The following is a 16793-nucleotide window of genomic DNA, read 5'->3' on the forward strand; positions in this document are numbered from 1 at the left end:
ATGGCAAGCCTGATTTCCTGCCCGCATTGTGGCACGCGCCCCAAGGAAGAGTTTTCGATCCGCGGCGATGCGACGCCCGTGCGCCCCGCGCCGATGGCCGCCGATGAGGTCTGGAACGACTACATGCATGTCCGCGCCAATCCCCGCGGGCGCATCCGTGAGCACTGGCAGCATATCGCCGGATGCCGGCGCTGGCTGGTGGTGGAACGGGACAATTTCACCCACGAGGTGTTTTCGGTAACCGATGCGTCCCTCGAGCGGGGAGGCGCCCAATGACGGCTTCCCGTCTCGCCTCCGGCGGCCTCGTCGATCGCAGCCATACGGTGCAGTTCTCGTTTGATGGTGCGAGCCTTTCGGGACATGCCGGCGATACGCTCGCCTCGGCGCTGCTTGCCAATGACAGGCTGCTCGTCGGCCGCAGTTTCAAGTATCATCGCCCGCGCGGCATCGTGACCGCCGGCCCGTCGGAGCCGAATGCGCTCGTCACCGTTGGCAGCGGTGCGCGCCGCGACCCCAACACCAAGGCAACTGTCGCCGAACTTTACGACGGTCTTGTCGCGACGAGCCAGAACCGCTGGCCGAGCCTGTCCTGGGATATCGGCGCGGTGAACAACCTAATGTCGCGCTTTCTCTCGGCCGGCTTCTACTACAAGACCTTCATGTGGCCTGCCGCCTTCTGGGAGAAGGTCTATGAGCCACTGATCCGCCGCGCCGCCGGCCTCGGCCGCACGGATTTGCCGCGCGATCCCGATAGCTACGAAAAGAGCTGGGCGCATTGCGACCTGCTTGTCGTCGGTTCCGGTCCGGCCGGTCTTGCTGCTGCCCTGGTCGCCGCCCGTTCGGGCCTGCGCGTCATCCTCGCCGAGCAGGATTTTGTTCTCGGTGGTGCGCTGCTGTCCGAGACGACGCGGCTCGATGGGGAGGCACCCTTCGTTTTTGCCCGCCGTGCGATCGATGAATTGCAAGGCAGCCCGAACGTCACGCTCTTGGCGCGCACGACGGTCTTCGGCTGGTACGATGACAATGTCTTCGGCGCCGTCGAACGGGTGCAGAAGCACAACGCGACCATCGATGCGGCAAAGCCCGTCGAACGGCTATGGCGCATCGTGGCGAAACACGCTGTTCTCGCGACAGGCGCGGAGGAGCGGCCGCTGGTCTTCGGCGGTAACGACCGGCCGGGCGTGATGATGGCCAGCGCCGTCAGCACCTATGCCAATCGCTTCGGCGTCGCCGCGGGCAAGTCGGTTGCCGTTTTCACCAGCGGCTCTTCCGGTTATCGCACGGTGCGGGACCTTACATCGCAGGGCATCGAGATCGCCGCGGTCATCGATACGCGGACGAATGCTGCCGATACGGTGCCGGACGGTGTCCGGCTCATTCGCGGTGGAACTGTCATCGACACGAAAGGACGTCAGCGTCTTCGCGCGATCGTCACGGATCGGGGCGGCTTTGAAGAGCTGATCGCCTGCGACGCCGTCGCCATGTCCGGTGGCTGGAGCCCTGTTATCCATCTTGCCTGCCAGCGCGGCGGAAAACCTGTCTGGTCGGAAGCCCTTCAGGCCTTTATGGCACCCGAGGCGGGGGCGGGCCTGGTGATGGCCGGTGCCGCGGCGGGGCATTATCGCCTGTCCGAATGTTTCGAGGACGGTGCGCGCAAGGCTTCGGCGGCCGTCGAGGCGCTTGGACACCCGGTTGCCGGTTTCGACCGTCCGGCTGTCGGCGAGGAAATCGATCCCTCTTTCACGGTGCTATGGCATGTGCCGGGTGCAAAATCGAAGGCCTTCGTCGATTTCCAGAACGACGTGCATACCAAGGATCTGGGTCTTGCCGTGCGCGAGGGCTTTGGCCATGTCGAACATGCCAAGCGCTATACGACGAGCGGCATGGCGACGGACCAGGGCAAGCTCGGCAATATTAATGCCATAGGCATTCTCGCCGCGATGCGCGGCGTCAGCCCCGCCGATGTCGGCACCACGACCTTTCGGCCGTTCTATACGCCGGTCTCCTTCGGCGCTCTCGCCGGCACGTCCGTCGACGAACACGCCATGCCGACGCGCCGTTCGCCGCTGCATGGCTGGGCGGCGCGCAATGGCGCAGTCTTCATCGACGCCGGGCTCTGGTACCGTTCCTCCTGGTTTCCTATAGCGGGGGAAAAGACCTGGCGCGAAAGCGTCGACCGTGAAGTGCGCACCGTGCGTGAAAACGCCGGCCTCTGCGATGTCTCGACGCTCGGCAAGATCGAGGTCTTCGGACCGGATGCCGCCGAGTTCCTCAACCGGCTCTACTGCAATCCCGTGCTGAAGCTGCCGGTCGGCAAGGCCCGCTACGGCCTGATGCTGCGCGAGGACGGCATGGTCTATGACGACGGCACGGTGAGCCGACTTGGCGAGGAGCATTTCCTCGTGACCACGACGACAGCCATGGCGGGCGGTGTGCTTTCGCATATGGAATTTGCCGTGCAGGTGCTTTGGCCGGATCTGCGCGTCCGCTTCCTCTCCGTTTCGGATCAGTGGGCGCAGATGTCGATTGCCGGGCCGAAGGCGCGCACCATTCTGCAGACCGTTGTCGAAGACGACCTTTCCAACGCGGCCTTCCCGTTTCTTGCGGCCCGCGAGGTGCGTTTGAAGGGCAATCTGAAGGCGCGGCTTTTCCGCATCTCCTTCTCCGGTGAGCTGGCCTATGAACTGGCGGTGCCGGCCGGCCATGGCGAGGCGGCGGCGGATGCATTGATGCGGGCGGGCCAGCCGCACGGTCTTTGCGCCTATGGCGTAGAGGCACTGAATGTGCTGCGTATCGAGAAGGGGCAAGTCACCCATGCCGAACTTGACGGCCGCGTGACGCCGGACGATGCCGGCCTCGGGCGCATGATGGGCAACGGCAAGCCGGATTTCATCGGCAAGCGGCTTTCCACCCGCTTCGGCCTGACGGCGGCCGACCGCGCGCAGCTTGTCGGCCTCAAGGCGCTGGAGGCGGACAAGGATTTTCGCGCCGGTGCGCATCTGCTGAAGGATGGCGCCAAACCTTCGACGCTGAACGACCAGGGCTGGGTCAGCTCCACCTGCTTCTCGCCGACCCTCGGCGGCCATATCGCACTCGCCTTCCTGAAGTCCGGGCGCGAGCGCTACGGTGAAAAGATCGTGGTCTGGGATCAGCTGCGTGGGGTCGAGACCATGGCGGAGGTCTGCGATCCGGCCTTCGTCGATCCGGAAAACCGCAAGCTGATGGCGTGAGGTGACAACGATGGCTTACGATTATCAAGCGGTGCACGCGCTGGACGGCACGATCGGCGCAATTTCCGAACGGCGGGCCAATCATCTCGCCGTCCACCGCGCAACGGCCATCGCCATGGTGCTGGCAGCACCTGGCCACACCGCGGAAGCGGCGGGCATCCTTGTCGCGAACGGGGAGTTCGAGGCCCGATTTTCGGGGCCGGGCGAATGGCTGGTCCTGTCCGAGGTGCATGCACCGGAAACGCTTTGTGCCGAATTGTCCGTCCGACTGGGCGATTTCGCCTTCATCATCGACCAGAGCCATGGCCGCGTCGCCCTGACGCTCTCTGGCCTCGATGCCGCGCGCATCCTGGCCAACGGCATTGCCATCGATCTTCATCGGGACGCGTTCCCGGTCGGCCGGGCGGCGAACGTGCTGTGCAATCATCTGTCGGTCAATCTTGCCCGCACCGCTGCGGACAGCTTCGATCTCGTCGTGATGCGCAGCTTCGCCGAAGCCCTGGTCGGTGACCTCAAGACCATGGCACGCAGCCATGAGCTGTCGGTGGACTTCGCGACGCGCTGACAGGGTATGCCGGATCCCGATCCGGCTTTTCATCGTGCTGCGGCCTCAATGCCGACACCCGAAATCGGCAAAGCGACATGAGGTTTCGCACCACGGGCTTGTCGGGCCTCCGGGGGACAAAATAGGCTGTATTTCGTCCGCAGCACACAGTTCCCTTCAACCCGCCGAAAGCCGGAGTTTTTCATGAAGAGCCATGCAAGGGTCGTCGTCATCGGGGGCGGCGTCGTCGGCTGTTCCGTCCTGTATCATCTTACGAAATTCGGCTGGACCGATGTCGTGCTCGTCGAGCGCTCGGAGCTGACCTCCGGCTCGACCTGGCATGCCGCCGGGGGGATGCACACGATCAATGGTGATCCCAACGTCGCCAAGCTGCAGAAATACACGGTGGAGCTCTACAAGGAGATTGAGGACTATTCCGGCCAGGATATCGGCCTGCACATGACCTCCGGCATGATGCTGGCATCGACCAAGGACCGGTTCGACTGGATGAAGTCGATCCTCGCCAAGGGCCGTTACATGGGTCTCGACGCGCATCTCCTGACGCCTAAGGAGGCGCACGACCTGATGCCGCTGCTCGATCCCGACCAGTTCGTCGGCGCGGTGTTCGATCCGGTCGAGGGCCATCTCGATCCTTACGGCACGACGCATGCCTATGCGAAATCGGCCAAGAAGAACGGCGCCGACATCTACCTGCACACCAAGGTGGAAGACCTCGTGCAGCGCGAGGACGACAGCTGGCGCGTCATTACCAACAAGGGCGAGATCATCGCCGAGCATGTCGTCAACTGCGGCGGCCTGTGGGCGCGCGAGGTCGGCCGCATGGTTGGCCTTGAGTTGCCGGTGCTGGCCATGGAGCACATGTACCTCATCACCGAAGACATGCCCGAGGTCATCGAGTTCAACCAGACGCGCGGCAAGGAGCTGATGCACTGCGTCGACTTCGATGGGGAAATCTATCTCCGCCAGGAGCGCAATGGCATGCTGATGGGCACTTATGAAAAGGCCTGCCGCCCGTGGTCGCCGCTGAACACGCCGTGGGATTTCGGCCATGAGCTGCTCGAAGAGGATATCGAACGCATTACGCCGGAGCTGGAAGTCGGCTTCCGCCATTTTCCGGCCTTCAACAAGGCCGGCATCAAGAAGGTCATCAACGGCCCCTTTACCTTCTCGCCGGACGGTAACCCGCTCGTCGGCCCGGTGCGCGGCATGACGAATTACTGGTCGGCCTGCGCGGTCATGGCCGGCTTCAGCCAGGGCGGCGGCGTGGGTCTCGCGCTCGCCAACTGGATGATCCACGGTGATCCGGGCTTCGACGTCTTCGCCATGGACGTCTCGCGCTATGGCGATTTCGCGACGCTCGGCTACACCAATGCCAAGGTGCGCGAAAACTATTCCCGCCGTTTCTCGATCCGCTATCCCAACGAGGAACTGCCCGGCGGCCGTCCGCTGCTCACGACGCCGATCTATGACAAGCTGAAGGAGGCCGGTGCCGTCTTCGGGGCGTCCTATGGTCTGGAGGCGCCGCTGTGGTTTGCGCCAAAGGGTGTGGAGGATCATTTCTCGTGGCGCCGCTCGACGGACTTCGAGACGGTGGGCGCGGAAGCGCGGGCGGTTCGCGACGGGGTCGGCCTGATGGAGACCTCCGGCTTTGCCAAATATGCGTTGAAGGGGGAGGGCGCCGAAGCCTGGCTCGACAGGCTGCTGACCTGCCGCATCCCGGCGACGGGTCGCATGACGCTGGCGCCGATGCTGAAGGATGACGGCAAGCTCATCGGCGATTTCACGCTGGCGAAGCTCGGCGAGGGGGATTTCCTGCTCATCGGCTCCGGCATCGCCGAAGACTATCATATGCGCTGGTTCGAGACGCACCTGCCGAAGGATGGCTCGGTTTCGCTCGAAGCGCTGAACCTCGGGCTCGTCGGCCTGGCGATTGCCGGCCCGAAGGCGCGCGACGTGCTGCAAAAGCTGACGCATCAGGACCTTTCGACCGCGGTCTTTCCCTTCATGGCCGTGCGGAAGATGGATCTCGGAATGGCGCCGGCGATCGTCGGGCGCGTCAGCTACACGGGTGATCTCGGCTACGAGATCTGGATGAAGCCGCAATACCAGCGCTATCTCTACGACCTGATCCTGGAGGCCGGCGCCGAATTCGGCATCAAGCTCTTCGGTCTCCGGGCGCTCAATGCGCTGCGCCTCGAAAAATCCTATGGCAGCTGGTCGCGGGAGTACCGTCCGCTTTATGGCCCGCTCGAGGCGGGGCTGGAGCGTTTCGTTGCGGTTGGCAAGGGCGCGGACTTCATCGGCAAGGCTGCGGCCAAGGCCGAACGCGAATCAGGTGGTGTTTTGCGGCTGCGCACCTTCATCCTCGAGGCGAAGGATGCCGACGTCATCGGCGACGAGCCGATCTATCTGGACGGCGCGGTGCGTGGCTGGGTGACGTCGGGCGGTTATGCCCACGCGGCCGGCGTTTCGGTTGCCGTCGGCTACGTGCCGAAGGAGATTGCGGACGTCGAGACGGGCTGGTCGATCGAGCTCCTTGGCGAGGTGCTGGCGGCCCGCTTGCAGCCCGAACCGCTCTTCGATCCGTCCGGCGCGAAAATGCGCGGGTGACCTGATCCACATCACGCAACGCAGTGGATCAAATCGGTACACCGCGTTTTGCAGCTTTCGTGCATTATTTTGCGCAAAAGTGCAGATTTTCCTGCCGTTTTTTTGGTTTCGCTGGCGTTAATTACGTCATTTAACGCTTCTTGCTAAAGAAATTGTCGATCGGGACTTTTTTGGCTTCCCTTTTGTCTCGAAAGCGGTATGGAATCTCCTTGTCTAAACAAGCTCAAAAATGAGCGTCAAGAACAAGAGATGTGGCCTATCAGGAACCGCATCCGGGGGATTATATATATGGAGTACTTCGTCCAGCAGCTCGTCAACGGGCTGACGCTTGGATCTATTTATGGTTTGATAGCCATCGGCTACACCATGGTTTACGGCATCATCGGCATGATCAATTTCGCCCATGGCGATATCTTCATGCTGGGTGGATTTGCCGCTCTCATCGTCTTCCTTCTCCTCACCAGCATCTTTGCCGGCCTCCCGGTCGTGCTTCTGCTGCTGGTGATGATCGCCGCGGCCATGCTGACGGCGTCCCTGTGGAACTGGACGATCGAGAAGGTGGCCTACCGGCCGCTGCGCGGTTCGTTCCGCCTTGCGCCGCTGATCACCGCAATCGGCATGTCGATCGCGCTGTCGAACTTCATTCAGGTCACGCAGGGTCCGCGCAACAAGCCGATCCCGCCGCTGGTCTCGTCGGTCTACAACGTCTTCGGCATCTCGATCTCGCTGAAGCAGATCATCATCATGATCCTGACGGTCAGCCTGCTGACGATCTTCTGGTACATCGTCAACAAGACGGCACTCGGCCGCGCCCAGCGCGCAACCGAACAGGACCGCAAGATGGCGGCACTGCTCGGTATCGATGTCGATCGCACGATCTCGGTGACCTTCATCATGGGCGCCTCGCTCGCGGCCGTCGCCGGTACGATGTACCTGATGTATTACGGCGTGACCGTCTTCACCGACGGCTTCGTACCGGGCGTCAAGGCCTTCACAGCTGCCGTTCTGGGCGGTATCGGCTCGCTGCCGGGCGCCGTTCTCGGCGGTATGCTCATCGGTCTCATCGAGAGCCTGTGGTCCGCCTACTTCACCATCGACTACAAGGACGTTGCGACGTTCTCCATCCTCGCCATCGTCCTGATCTTCAAGCCGTCCGGTATTCTCGGACGACCGGAAGTCGAGAAGGTTTGATTACATGGCCAACATTTCGAACACTCATGAGAGCGCCGGCGGTAACCTGACGGCGCGGGCTCTGCGCGAGGGCTTTTATGCCGGCGTCATCTCGCTTGGCCTCTTCGTCCTCTTCGTCGGTCTCGAGACCACGCAGAACATCCGCAACGAGCTTGTGCTGAACCAGCGCTGGGGTCTGCTCGCGATCTTCGTGATCGTGGCCGCCGTCGGCCGCTTCCTGTCGGTGGCCTATCTGCGCCCCTGGCTGGCGGCCCGCAAGGCCACCGCGTCCGCAAAGGCTTCCACAGACACGGAAGAAAGCTTCTTCAAGCGCAACTTCAGCAAGATCGCCATCGTTGCACTGATCTTCTATCCGCCGCTCATGGTCATGCTCTTCGGCGTGCAGGGTTCGCTGAAGTGGGTCGACAATTTCGGCATCCAGATCCTCATCTACGTGATGCTGGCCTGGGGTCTGAACATCGTGGTCGGCCTCGCCGGTCTGCTCGATCTCGGCTATGTCGCCTTCTATGCGGTCGGCGCCTATTCCTACGCGCTGCTGTCGCAGTATTTCGGCCTGTCCTTCTGGGTGTTGCTGCCGCTCGCCGGTATCCTCGCCGCCTTCTGGGGCATGATCCTCGGCTTCCCGGTGCTGCGTCTCAAGGGCGACTACCTCGCCATCGTCACGCTTGCCTTCGGGGAAATCATCCGTCTCGTCCTGATAAACTGGACGGAAGTGACCAAGGGCACGTTCGGCGTCTCCGGCATTCCGAAGGCTTCGGTCTTTGGCATCTGGTCCTTCGACGTAAGTGCACCGAACAACTTCGCCAAGGTCTTCGAACTGCCGATGTCGTCGGCCTACTACAAGATCTTCCTGTTCTATCTCATCCTGGCGCTGGCTCTCCTGACCGCCTACGTGACGATCCGCCTGCGCCGCATGCCGATCGGCCGTGCCTGGGAAGCGCTGCGCGAAGACGAGATCGCCTGCCGTTCGCTCGGCATCAACACGGTGACGACCAAGCTGACGGCCTTTTCCATCGGTGCGATGTTCGGCGGCTTCGCCGGCTCTTTCTTCGCCGTGCGCCAGGGCTTCGTTTCGCCGGAAAGCTTCGTCTTCCTCGAATCGGCGATCATCCTCGCCATCGTGGTTCTCGGCGGCATGGGCTCGCTGATCGGCATCGCCGTTGCGGCGGTGGTCATGGTCGGCGGCACCGAGCTTCTGCGTGAAATGACGTTCCTGAAGAGCATCTTCGGGCCGGACTTCACGCCGGAACTCTACCGCATGCTGATCTTCGGTCTGGCGATGGTCGTCGTCATGGTCCTGAAGCCGCGCGGCTTCGTCGGAAGCCGTGAACCGACGGCCTTCCTGAAGGAACGCAAGAACGTCTCCGGAAGCTTCACCAAGGAAGGGCACGGCTGATGGCCCCCATGACGAATGTGACGGCGACGAATACGGTAGCGACGAACACGATGACGAAAGATCCCATCCTCACGGTCGAGCACCTCTCGATGCGCTTTGGTGGCCTCATGGCCATCAATGACCTCTCCTTCGAGGCCGAGCGCGGCGAGATCACGGCGCTGATCGGCCCGAACGGCGCCGGCAAGACCACGGTCTTCAACTGCGTCACCGGCTTCTACAAGCCGACCATGGGCATGATCACCATGCGCCAGAAAGCAGGCAAGGACTTCCTGCTCGAGCGCATGACCGACTTCGAGATCACCCGTGATGCCAAGGTGGCGCGCACCTTCCAGAACATCCGGCTCTTCTCGGGTCTGACGGTTCTCGAAAACCTGCTCGTCGCCCAGCACAACAAGCTGATGAAGGCGTCGGGCTACACCATCCTCGGCCTGCTCGGTTTCCCGACCTACAAGAAGGCTTCGGCGGAATCGATCGAGCTCGCCAAGTACTGGCTGGACAAGGCAAACCTCACCGAGCGTGCCGACGATCCGGCCGGCGACCTGCCTTACGGCGCGCAGCGCCGTTTGGAAATTGCCCGCGCCATGTGCACGGGGCCGGAATTCCTCTGCCTCGACGAACCGGCAGCCGGCCTCAATCCGCGTGAATCGCTGGCGCTCAACGAACTCCTGCGCTCCATCCGCAAGGACAGCGGCACGTCGATCCTGCTCATCGAGCACGACATGTCGGTCGTCATGGAAATTTCCGACCATGTGGTCGTGCTCGAATACGGGCAGAAGATTTCCGACGGCACGCCGGACCATGTGAAGAACGATCCGAGGGTTATCGCGGCCTATCTCGGTGTTGAAGATGATGAGGTCGAAGAGGTGATCGAGGAAATCGAGGTTATCGCAGAGAGCGAAGGCCCGCAGGGAGGGTCGCACTCATGAGCGATACGCTTCTCAGCGTTCAGGGCGTGGAAACCTATTACGGCAATATCCGCGCACTCGCCGGCGTCAATGTCGATGTGAAGAAGGGCGAGATCGTCAGCCTGATCGGCGCGAACGGCGCCGGCAAGTCGACCCTGATGATGACGATCTGCGGCAGCCCGCAGGCCCGCACCGGTACCATCACCTTCGATGGCGAGGATATCACGCGCCTGCCGACGCATCTCATCGCACGACGCCGCGTTGCCCAGTCGCCGGAAGGTCGCCGTATTTTTCCGCGCATGACCGTGTTTGAAAACCTTCAGATGGGCGCAAGCCTTGATAATCTGAAGTTCTTCAACGAGGACGTGGAGAAGATCTTCACGCTCTTTCCGCGCCTCAAGGAACGCCAGTCCCAGCGCGGCGGCACGCTTTCGGGCGGCGAGCAGCAGATGCTGTCCATCGGCCGTGCGCTGATGGCGCGTCCAAAACTGCTTCTGCTCGACGAACCGTCGCTCGGGCTTGCGCCGCTGATCATCAAGCAGATCTTCGACGCCATCAAAGTCTTGAACCAGGAGCAGGGACTGACCGTGTTCCTCGTCGAGCAGAACGCGTTCGCCGCCCTCAAACTCTCCAATCGGGCCTATGTGATGGTCAACGGTCAGGTGACGATGAGCGGTTCGGGCAAGGAACTTCTGGCCAACCCGGAAGTGCGCGCCGCCTATCTCGAAGGCGGACGCCACTAAGGCGGTCGCACGGGATCCCCGCGGGGAGCCTGTGCAGATGTAAGAAGTTACAGCGACCTGTGCGTCATGGCATGATGTGCAACGCTGTAGGGGAGATAAGAAAATGCAGGGAATTCTCTACGAAGAACCATCCATCTGGCAGTTCCTGTTCATCACCGTCATCATGGGCGGCTGGACCGCTTGGCGCACGGGCAAGAGCGTCGCTGAGAACTGGCAGAACTACACGACGTTGCTAATTTACGTCCTGCTTTTGGGCGGCGCGATCCGTTTCATCCATCACGCGCTGTTCCACGGCAGCATGCTGACAGTGCAGTACTATGTCGTGGACACCGCCGTGCTTTTGTTGTTTGCTACGCTCGGTTACCGCTACTACCGCACGCGGCAAATGACCAACAACTACTATTGGCTCTATGAAAAGGCATCGCCTTTCTCCTGGAAGTCGAAATAATCAGAGGGAACTCCGCAGCCGGTTCTCGGCTGCGGCATAGCGATATCGGCGCAATGAATGCGGGTGTTGCGACCGGTTGAAACGAACCCGCTAAAATTTGGGAGTAATAATATGAAGAAGTCTCTCATGTCGGCCGTTGCTTTGGCTGCAATGGTCGCATTCAGCGGCAGCGCCTGGGCCGATATCCTGATCGGCGTCGGCGGCCCGCTGACCGGTCCGAATGCTGCCTTTGGCGCGCAGCTGCAGAAGGGTGCCGAGCAGGCTGCTGCCGACATCAACGCAGCCGGCGGCATCAATGGCGAGCAGATCAAGGTCGTGCTCGGCGACGACGTTTCCGACCCGAAGCAGGGCGTTTCGGTCGCCAACAAGTTCGTTGCTGACGGTGTGAAGTTCGTTGTCGGTCACTTCAACTCGGGCGTTTCCATCCCGGCTTCTGAAATCTACGCCGAAAACGGTATCCTGCAGATTTCGCCTGCCTCGACCAACCCGACCTACACCGAGCGTGGCCTTTGGAACACCTTCCGTACCTGCGGTCGTGACGACCAGCAGGGCGCCGTAGCCGGTTCCTTCATCGCGGCGAACTTCAAGGACGCCAAGGTTGCCATCCTGCACGACAAGACCCCGTATGGTCAGGGCCTTGCAGATGAAACCAAGAAGGCAACGAACGAAGCTGGCATCACCGAAGCCATCTATGAAGGCGTCAACGTCGGCGACAAGGACTTCTCCGCTCTCATCGCCAAGATGAAGGAAGCCGGCGTATCGGTCGTCTATTGGGGCGGCCTGCACACCGAGTTCGGCCTCATCGAGCGCCAGGCTGCCGACCAGGGCCTGAAGGCTCAGTTCATCTCGGGCGACGGTATCGTTTCGAACGAACTGGCTTCCATCGCTGGCGACGCCGTTGACGGCACGCTGATGACGTTTGCTCCGGATCCGCGCAAGAACGAAGCTGCCAAGGAGATCGTCGAGAAGTTCCGCGCAGCCGGCTTCGAGCCGGAAGCCTACACGCTCTACGCTTACGCTGCCGTTCAGGTCATCGCTGAAGGCGCCAAGGCTGCCGGCGGTACCGATCCGCAGGCCGTTGCCGAAGCCATCAAGTCGAAGGGTCCGTTCAAGACCGCTATCGGCGAACTCGGCTTCGACGAAAAGGGCGACATCACCCGTCCGGACTACGTTCTGTACACCTGGAAGAAGGGTGACGACGGCAAGTACACCTACTTCCAGAACGAGTAGTCATTGTTTACGGAACGGGCGGTGCATCGACGCCGCCCGGCCGCTTAACCTCAAGCTCGGCCTCGTGCCGGGCTTTTTTGTTAGACTTCGTGGAGGACGTGGGCCGCCTTGACGGCCGCGGATGCGCGGTTCTCGACGCCGAGCTTCACGTAGATCTGTTCGAGATGCTTGGTGACGGTGCGTGAACTCAGTCCCAGGATTTCGCCGATATCCCGGTTGGCCTTGCCCTTGGCGATCCACAGCAGCACCTCGGATTCGCGCTGGGTCAGCGAAAAATGCTGGCGCAGGATCTCGTCGTCTGACAGCCGGTTTTCGGCCGTCAGGCGGAAAAGATATTCATCCGCACCGATCGCACCGAGGAACGAGAGTTGCAGGCTCGCCTGGCCCGCCTGCCGGATGGCGAAGGTGGTTTCGCGCGCCATGCCGGGCCGCTCGCGCGCCTTCATCCATGTGCGGATGTGCACGGATACCGCGTCGAGGCCTTCGTCACTGCCGGTGGCGGCATTGACGAGGCGTGTCGCCTGCGGCGTCGACCAGCGGATTTTTCCCTCACCGCTCACGGCAAGCAGATGCCGGCCCGCCGCATCCAACGCGACGCGGGCGCTCTGGGCGGAGCGGGCGTTGGTGAGGTGCACGCGGATGCGGGCACGCAGCTCGTCGATGTTGATCGGTTTGGTGAGGTAGTCGACGCCACCGGCCTCGAGTGCACGCACGACATGTTCGGTCTCGGTCAGCCCGGTCATGAAGACGACGGGCACGGGGCTTGCCGCCGGGTTCGCCTTCAGGCGCTGGCAGGTCTCGAAACCGTCCATGCCGGGCATGACGGCATCGAGCAGGATCATGTCCGGGGTGATGCGGTCGACGATGTTCAGCGCCGAGGCGCCGGAGGTGGCGATCAGCACGGAAAAGCCGGATTGCTCCAGCGCTTCGGTGAGAAAGCCAAGGGCTTCGGGTGAATCGTCGACGATGAGGACGATATCGCGCGGGGTGGCCGTTTCAGTCACGGGCAGCGTCCTCTTGTGGGTCCATGGTCTTCAGGAAGGCATCATAGCCGGAAAGATCGAAGGCCTGCACATAGGCGCGCACCGCATCGGTGAAGGGCTGGTGTTCGGGCGTGCGGGCGATCTCGGCGAGCTTCGCCTCGATGCCGCGCACATAGCCGATCTCGCCGAGCCGGATCAATTCCTGCACATGGGTCTCCGCCGGAATGATGATGGCGGCCTTTTCTGGCTCCTTCACCATCGTCTCGCCCCGATAGATCCAATCGAGCCGCATATGCAAAGCAAGCTTGTCGGCAAGCTGGCGGATGTCGAAGGGTTTAGCCAGCGTGTCGTTGTGGCCGTTCTGGGCGGAGGCGGAGCCGTCGCCGATATTGGCCGAGAGCATGATGATCGGCCCGGACTGGCCGAGAATGCGCAGCCGTTCTACCAGTTCCCAGCCGTTCATGCCGGGCATGGAAATGTCGATCAGGAAAAGGTCGGGCTTCAAGCCTTCGATGAGCGACAGGCAATCTGCGGCGCTTCGGGCCGTCAGCACCGTGAAATCGAGCGGTCGCAACACCTCTTCCATCAGGTTGCGGTGGTCCGCATTGTCGTCCACGACGAGAATGGTCCGCCGCGGCCCGCTATACCCCTTGATATGCAGGATCTTCGGCGCTGTCGGGCGGTCGATCGCCGAGAGCATGAGGCGCACCTTGAACTCCGTGCCCTTATCGCGCTCGCTCTTCACCGAAATCTCGCCGCCGAGCGTCTGGGTGAGCAGCCGGGTGATGGTCAGGCCGAGACCGAGACCCGGCATGCGACCATGTTCGGCATCGCCGCGCTGGAAGGGCTCGAAGATACGCGGCAGGTCCTTTTCCAGGATGCCCCGCCCGCTATCGGCGACGGTGAAGGTCGCGACCTGGCTGCGATAGATGACATCGAGCGAGATGCGACCGCTGTCGGTGAATTTCATCGCATTGGAGATGAGGTTGACGAGGATCTGGCGCAGGCGTTTCTCGTCGGTGCGCACATATTGCGGCAGGCTGGCGGAGCGGCTGTGCTCGAAGGCCACGCCCTTCGCCTGCGCTTGCGGACGAAACATCTCGATGATCTGGTCGAGGAATTCGTGGATGTTGATCTCGTTCGAATAGACCTGCAACTTGCCGGCCTCGATCTTGGAAATGTCGAGCAGGCCGTCGATCAGTCCCGAGAGGTGATCGGCGCTGCGCTTGATGACACGGATAGCGCCCTGGCGCTGCGGCGGAATGCTCTCGTCGCGCTCCAGCACCTGGGCATAGCCGAGCACGGCATTGAGCGGCGTGCGTAGCTCGTGGCTGAGGCCGACAACGTAGCGGCTCTTGGCGCGGTTGGCGGCCTCGGCCGTTTCCTTCGCCTGCTGGAGCGCAGCGTCGGTTTTCTTGTGGGCGGCGATTTCCTTGAGGAGGAGGGTGGTCTGGCGGGACGATTCTTCCTCGGCGACGACCCGGCTGTCATGCGCCAGCACGTAAAACCAGCAGACGATGCCCGCCGCCACGGCAAAGACGAAGAAGACGATGGCGATCGTGCGTTCCACCACGGTTGCCGTTTCCGGCGAGCTGGTGGCGACCTGATGGGCGATCATGGCGAGGATGATGCCCATGCCGGTGATGGAGAGGGCGGTCGCGATGCCGTAGCGGCCGAGACGCGTGCCGAGCGCTGCCGTCACCGGTGCCGGCAGGATGGTTTTTGCAACACCTGCCACCTGCGCGTTGAAGCGCGCTTTCGGCTTGCAGAGGTCATGGCAGCGGCTGTCGAGCGAACAGCAGAGCGAGCAGATCGGCGCGGCATAGGCCGGGCACCAGGCCATGTCTTCCGGCTCGAAGGGGTGCTCGCAGATCGAGCAGGTGATGGAGTGCAGCTTTGCCCAGCTTTTCCGAGGTTTTCGCGCCAGATAATATTTGCCACCGGTTGCCCAGGCGATGGCGGGAGAGGCGATGAAGGCGACGACTGCGGCGATGTAGGGCGCCAGCGAGGCGGGGATGTCGCCGAAGGTGCCGAAATGGGCGGTGAGCGCGATGATCGCTGACAGTGTCATCGCGCCGAGACCGACCGGGTTGATGTCGTAGAGATGGGCGCGCTTGAACTCGATGCCGGGGGGCGAGAGGCCAAGCGGCTTGTTGAGGAAGAGATCGGCGGAAATCGTACACAGCCAGGCCATAGCGACGATCGAGAAGACGCCGAGCGTTTCCTCCAGCAGTCGATAGATGCCGAGTTCCATCAGGAGGAGTGCGATCGCCACATTGAAGACGAGCCAGATGACGCGGCCGGGATGGCTGTGGGTCAGGCGCGAGAAGAAGTTCGACCAGGCGAGTGAGCCAGCATAGGCGTTCATCACATTGATCTTGAGCTGCGAGACCACCACGAAGGCGACCATCAGCAGAAGGGCCGCGCTATCCCACGGCAGCATGTAGCCGAAGGCGGTATAGTACATCTGCGCCGGATCAGCCGCCCGGGTGGAGGGTACGCCGGCCGACAGCGCCAGCACCACGAGGAACGAGCCGGCAATCAGTTTCGGCGCGCCGACGATGACCCAGCCGGCGCCGGCGAGAAACACCGCGATGCGGTGGTGCAGCTTGCGCTGCCCGTCCGGCGGCAGGAAGCGCAAAAAGTCCACCTGCTCGCCGATCTGCGCCATCAGCGCGAAAATGACGGCGGAGGCTGCGCCGAATTCCACCAGATTGAAGGGGGCATAGGTACCGGGTGGGCCGGAGGCGTGGTGCAGGCCGGAATAGGCAAGCCACAGGTCGATCTTCTCCCAGTCCGCGAAGGCGATGAAGACGAAAGGGAGGATGTTGAGCACGATCCAGAACGGCTGGGTGATGAGCTGGAAGCGCGAGATGAGCTGCACGCCATGCGTCACCAGCGGAATGACCACCACGGACGAAATGATGTAGCCGATCCACAGCGGTATGCCGAGCGCCAGCTCCAGCGCGCCGGACATGATGGAGGCCTCGATGGCGAAGAGGATGAAGGTGAAGCTCGCATAGATCAGCGAAGTGAGCGTCGAGCCGATATAGCCGAAACTCGCACCGCGCGTGAGAAGATCGATGTCGACGCCGTGGCGGATGGCATAGCGGCTGATCGGCAGGCCGACCAGCAGGATCATCAGGCTGGCGACGACGATGGCAACGATGGCATTCGTCGTGCCGTAGGACATGGTGATCGCGCCGCCGATCGCTTCCAGTGCCAGGAAGGAGATGGCGCCGATCGCGGTCTGCGAGATGCGGTCGGAGGAAAAGCGCCGCGCGCTCTTGGCTGTGAAACGCAGCGCATAGTCTTCCAGCGTCTGGTTGGCGACCCAGCGATTGTACTCGCGGCGGATCGGTATGATGCGCTGGCGTGCGGCCATGTGTTCCTGCTGTTCCCAAGGCCCGTTATCCGGCCGTCCGAACCTTCGTAACACAGATGCAGCGCCCCCGAAATTGGTGCATCGCGGTAAAGGCTTCCCGCTTACCC

The 16793-nt window shown here is 62.3% G+C and carries 12 protein-coding genes; 10 read left to right on the forward strand and 2 right to left on the reverse strand.

The window, feature by feature from the left end:
- The 10 genes from AC1RT2_RS26060 to AC1RT2_RS26105 all read left to right on the forward strand — a co-directional run bounded on the left by AC1RT2_RS26060 (nucleotide 1) and on the right by AC1RT2_RS26105 (nucleotide 12318).
- Complete coding sequence (locus AC1RT2_RS26060; RefSeq protein ID WP_493106652.1) at nucleotides 1-276, forward strand: sarcosine oxidase subunit delta; 276 nt, start codon at nucleotides 1-3, stop codon at nucleotides 274-276.
- Nucleotides 273-3230 carry a sarcosine oxidase subunit alpha family protein gene (locus AC1RT2_RS26065; protein ID WP_493106654.1) on the forward strand — a complete coding sequence of 986 codons (2958 nt, stop codon included), beginning with the start codon at nucleotides 273-275 and terminating at the stop codon, nucleotides 3228-3230. The genes AC1RT2_RS26060 and AC1RT2_RS26065 overlap by 4 nt, the downstream gene beginning before the upstream one ends.
- Before the next feature lie 10 nt (nucleotides 3231-3240).
- Nucleotides 3241-3795 (forward strand): sarcosine oxidase subunit gamma, encoded by a 555-nt coding sequence (locus AC1RT2_RS26070; protein WP_493106656.1) that lies wholly within the window; start codon nucleotides 3241-3243, stop codon nucleotides 3793-3795.
- Nucleotides 3796-3978: 183 nt separating this feature from the next.
- A complete protein-coding gene (locus AC1RT2_RS26075) occupies nucleotides 3979-6405 on the forward strand; it encodes a GcvT family protein (protein ID WP_493106658.1) in 2427 nt (808 codons plus the stop codon).
- Between the two features lie 288 nt (nucleotides 6406-6693).
- Entirely contained in the window at nucleotides 6694-7596 is a 903-nt protein-coding gene (locus tag AC1RT2_RS26080) for a branched-chain amino acid ABC transporter permease (RefSeq protein WP_069057854.1), read from the forward strand.
- 4 nt (nucleotides 7597-7600) lie between these two features.
- Nucleotides 7601-8992: a high-affinity branched-chain amino acid ABC transporter permease LivM gene (livM, locus tag AC1RT2_RS26085; RefSeq protein WP_069057855.1), complete on the forward strand. Its 1392-nt coding sequence runs from the start codon at nucleotides 7601-7603 to the stop codon at nucleotides 8990-8992.
- An 8-nt stretch (nucleotides 8993-9000) separates the two neighbouring features.
- On the forward strand, nucleotides 9001-9918 hold the full coding sequence (locus AC1RT2_RS26090) for an ABC transporter ATP-binding protein (RefSeq protein WP_069061285.1): 918 nt from the start codon (nucleotides 9001-9003) through the stop codon (nucleotides 9916-9918).
- Nucleotides 9915-10640 carry an ABC transporter ATP-binding protein gene (locus AC1RT2_RS26095; protein WP_493106661.1) on the forward strand — a complete coding sequence of 242 codons (726 nt, stop codon included), beginning with the start codon at nucleotides 9915-9917 and terminating at the stop codon, nucleotides 10638-10640. Before AC1RT2_RS26090 ends, AC1RT2_RS26095 begins: the two co-directional genes overlap by 4 nt.
- Nucleotides 10641-10743: 103 nt before the next feature.
- Nucleotides 10744-11088, forward strand: coding sequence for a DUF6867 family protein (locus AC1RT2_RS26100; protein ID WP_069057857.1), 345 nt, complete (start codon nucleotides 10744-10746; stop codon nucleotides 11086-11088).
- A gap of 111 nt (nucleotides 11089-11199) precedes the next feature.
- Nucleotides 11200-12318 carry a branched-chain amino acid ABC transporter substrate-binding protein gene (locus tag AC1RT2_RS26105; protein ID WP_069057858.1) on the forward strand — a complete coding sequence of 373 codons (1119 nt, stop codon included), beginning with the start codon at nucleotides 11200-11202 and terminating at the stop codon, nucleotides 12316-12318.
- Between the two features lie 80 nt (nucleotides 12319-12398).
- Here the strand turns inward: AC1RT2_RS26105 and AC1RT2_RS26110 are convergent, their stop codons facing one another.
- Nucleotides 12399-13322 carry a response regulator transcription factor gene (locus tag AC1RT2_RS26110; RefSeq protein WP_069057859.1) on the reverse strand — a complete coding sequence of 308 codons (924 nt, stop codon included), beginning with the start codon at nucleotides 13320-13322 and terminating at the stop codon, nucleotides 12399-12401.
- Nucleotides 13315-16686 carry a hybrid sensor histidine kinase/response regulator gene (locus AC1RT2_RS26115; protein WP_493106664.1) on the reverse strand — a complete coding sequence of 1124 codons (3372 nt, stop codon included), beginning with the start codon at nucleotides 16684-16686 and terminating at the stop codon, nucleotides 13315-13317. The genes AC1RT2_RS26110 and AC1RT2_RS26115 overlap by 8 nt, the downstream gene beginning before the upstream one ends.
- Between the last annotated feature and the right edge of the window lie 107 nt (nucleotides 16687-16793).

The organism is Shinella sp. GW821-FHT11G07 (assembly GCF_058808115.1).

What these genes read in the sequence shown, in the direction of transcription:
- AC1RT2_RS26060 (WP_493106652.1), top strand. Translation starts at nt 1, where the DNA reads ATGGCAAGCCTGATTTCCTGCCCGCATTGTGGCACGCGCCCCAAGGAA.
- AC1RT2_RS26065 (WP_493106654.1), top strand. Translation starts at nt 273, where the DNA reads ATGACGGCTTCCCGTCTCGCCTCCGGCGGCCTCGTCGATCGCAGCCAT.
- AC1RT2_RS26070 (WP_493106656.1), top strand. Translation starts at nt 3,241, where the DNA reads ATGGCTTACGATTATCAAGCGGTGCACGCGCTGGACGGCACGATCGGC.
- AC1RT2_RS26075 (WP_493106658.1), top strand. Translation starts at nt 3,979, where the DNA reads ATGAAGAGCCATGCAAGGGTCGTCGTCATCGGGGGCGGCGTCGTCGGC.
- AC1RT2_RS26080 (WP_069057854.1), top strand. Translation starts at nt 6,694, where the DNA reads ATGGAGTACTTCGTCCAGCAGCTCGTCAACGGGCTGACGCTTGGATCT.
- livM (WP_069057855.1), top strand. Translation starts at nt 7,601, where the DNA reads ATGGCCAACATTTCGAACACTCATGAGAGCGCCGGCGGTAACCTGACG.
- AC1RT2_RS26090 (WP_069061285.1), top strand. Translation starts at nt 9,001, where the DNA reads ATGACGAATGTGACGGCGACGAATACGGTAGCGACGAACACGATGACG.
- AC1RT2_RS26095 (WP_493106661.1), top strand. Translation starts at nt 9,915, where the DNA reads ATGAGCGATACGCTTCTCAGCGTTCAGGGCGTGGAAACCTATTACGGC.
- AC1RT2_RS26100 (WP_069057857.1), top strand. Translation starts at nt 10,744, where the DNA reads ATGCAGGGAATTCTCTACGAAGAACCATCCATCTGGCAGTTCCTGTTC.
- AC1RT2_RS26105 (WP_069057858.1), top strand. Translation starts at nt 11,200, where the DNA reads ATGAAGAAGTCTCTCATGTCGGCCGTTGCTTTGGCTGCAATGGTCGCA.
- AC1RT2_RS26115 (WP_493106664.1), bottom strand. Translation starts at nt 16,686, where the DNA reads ATGGCCGCACGCCAGCGCATCATACCGATCCGCCGCGAGTACAATCGC.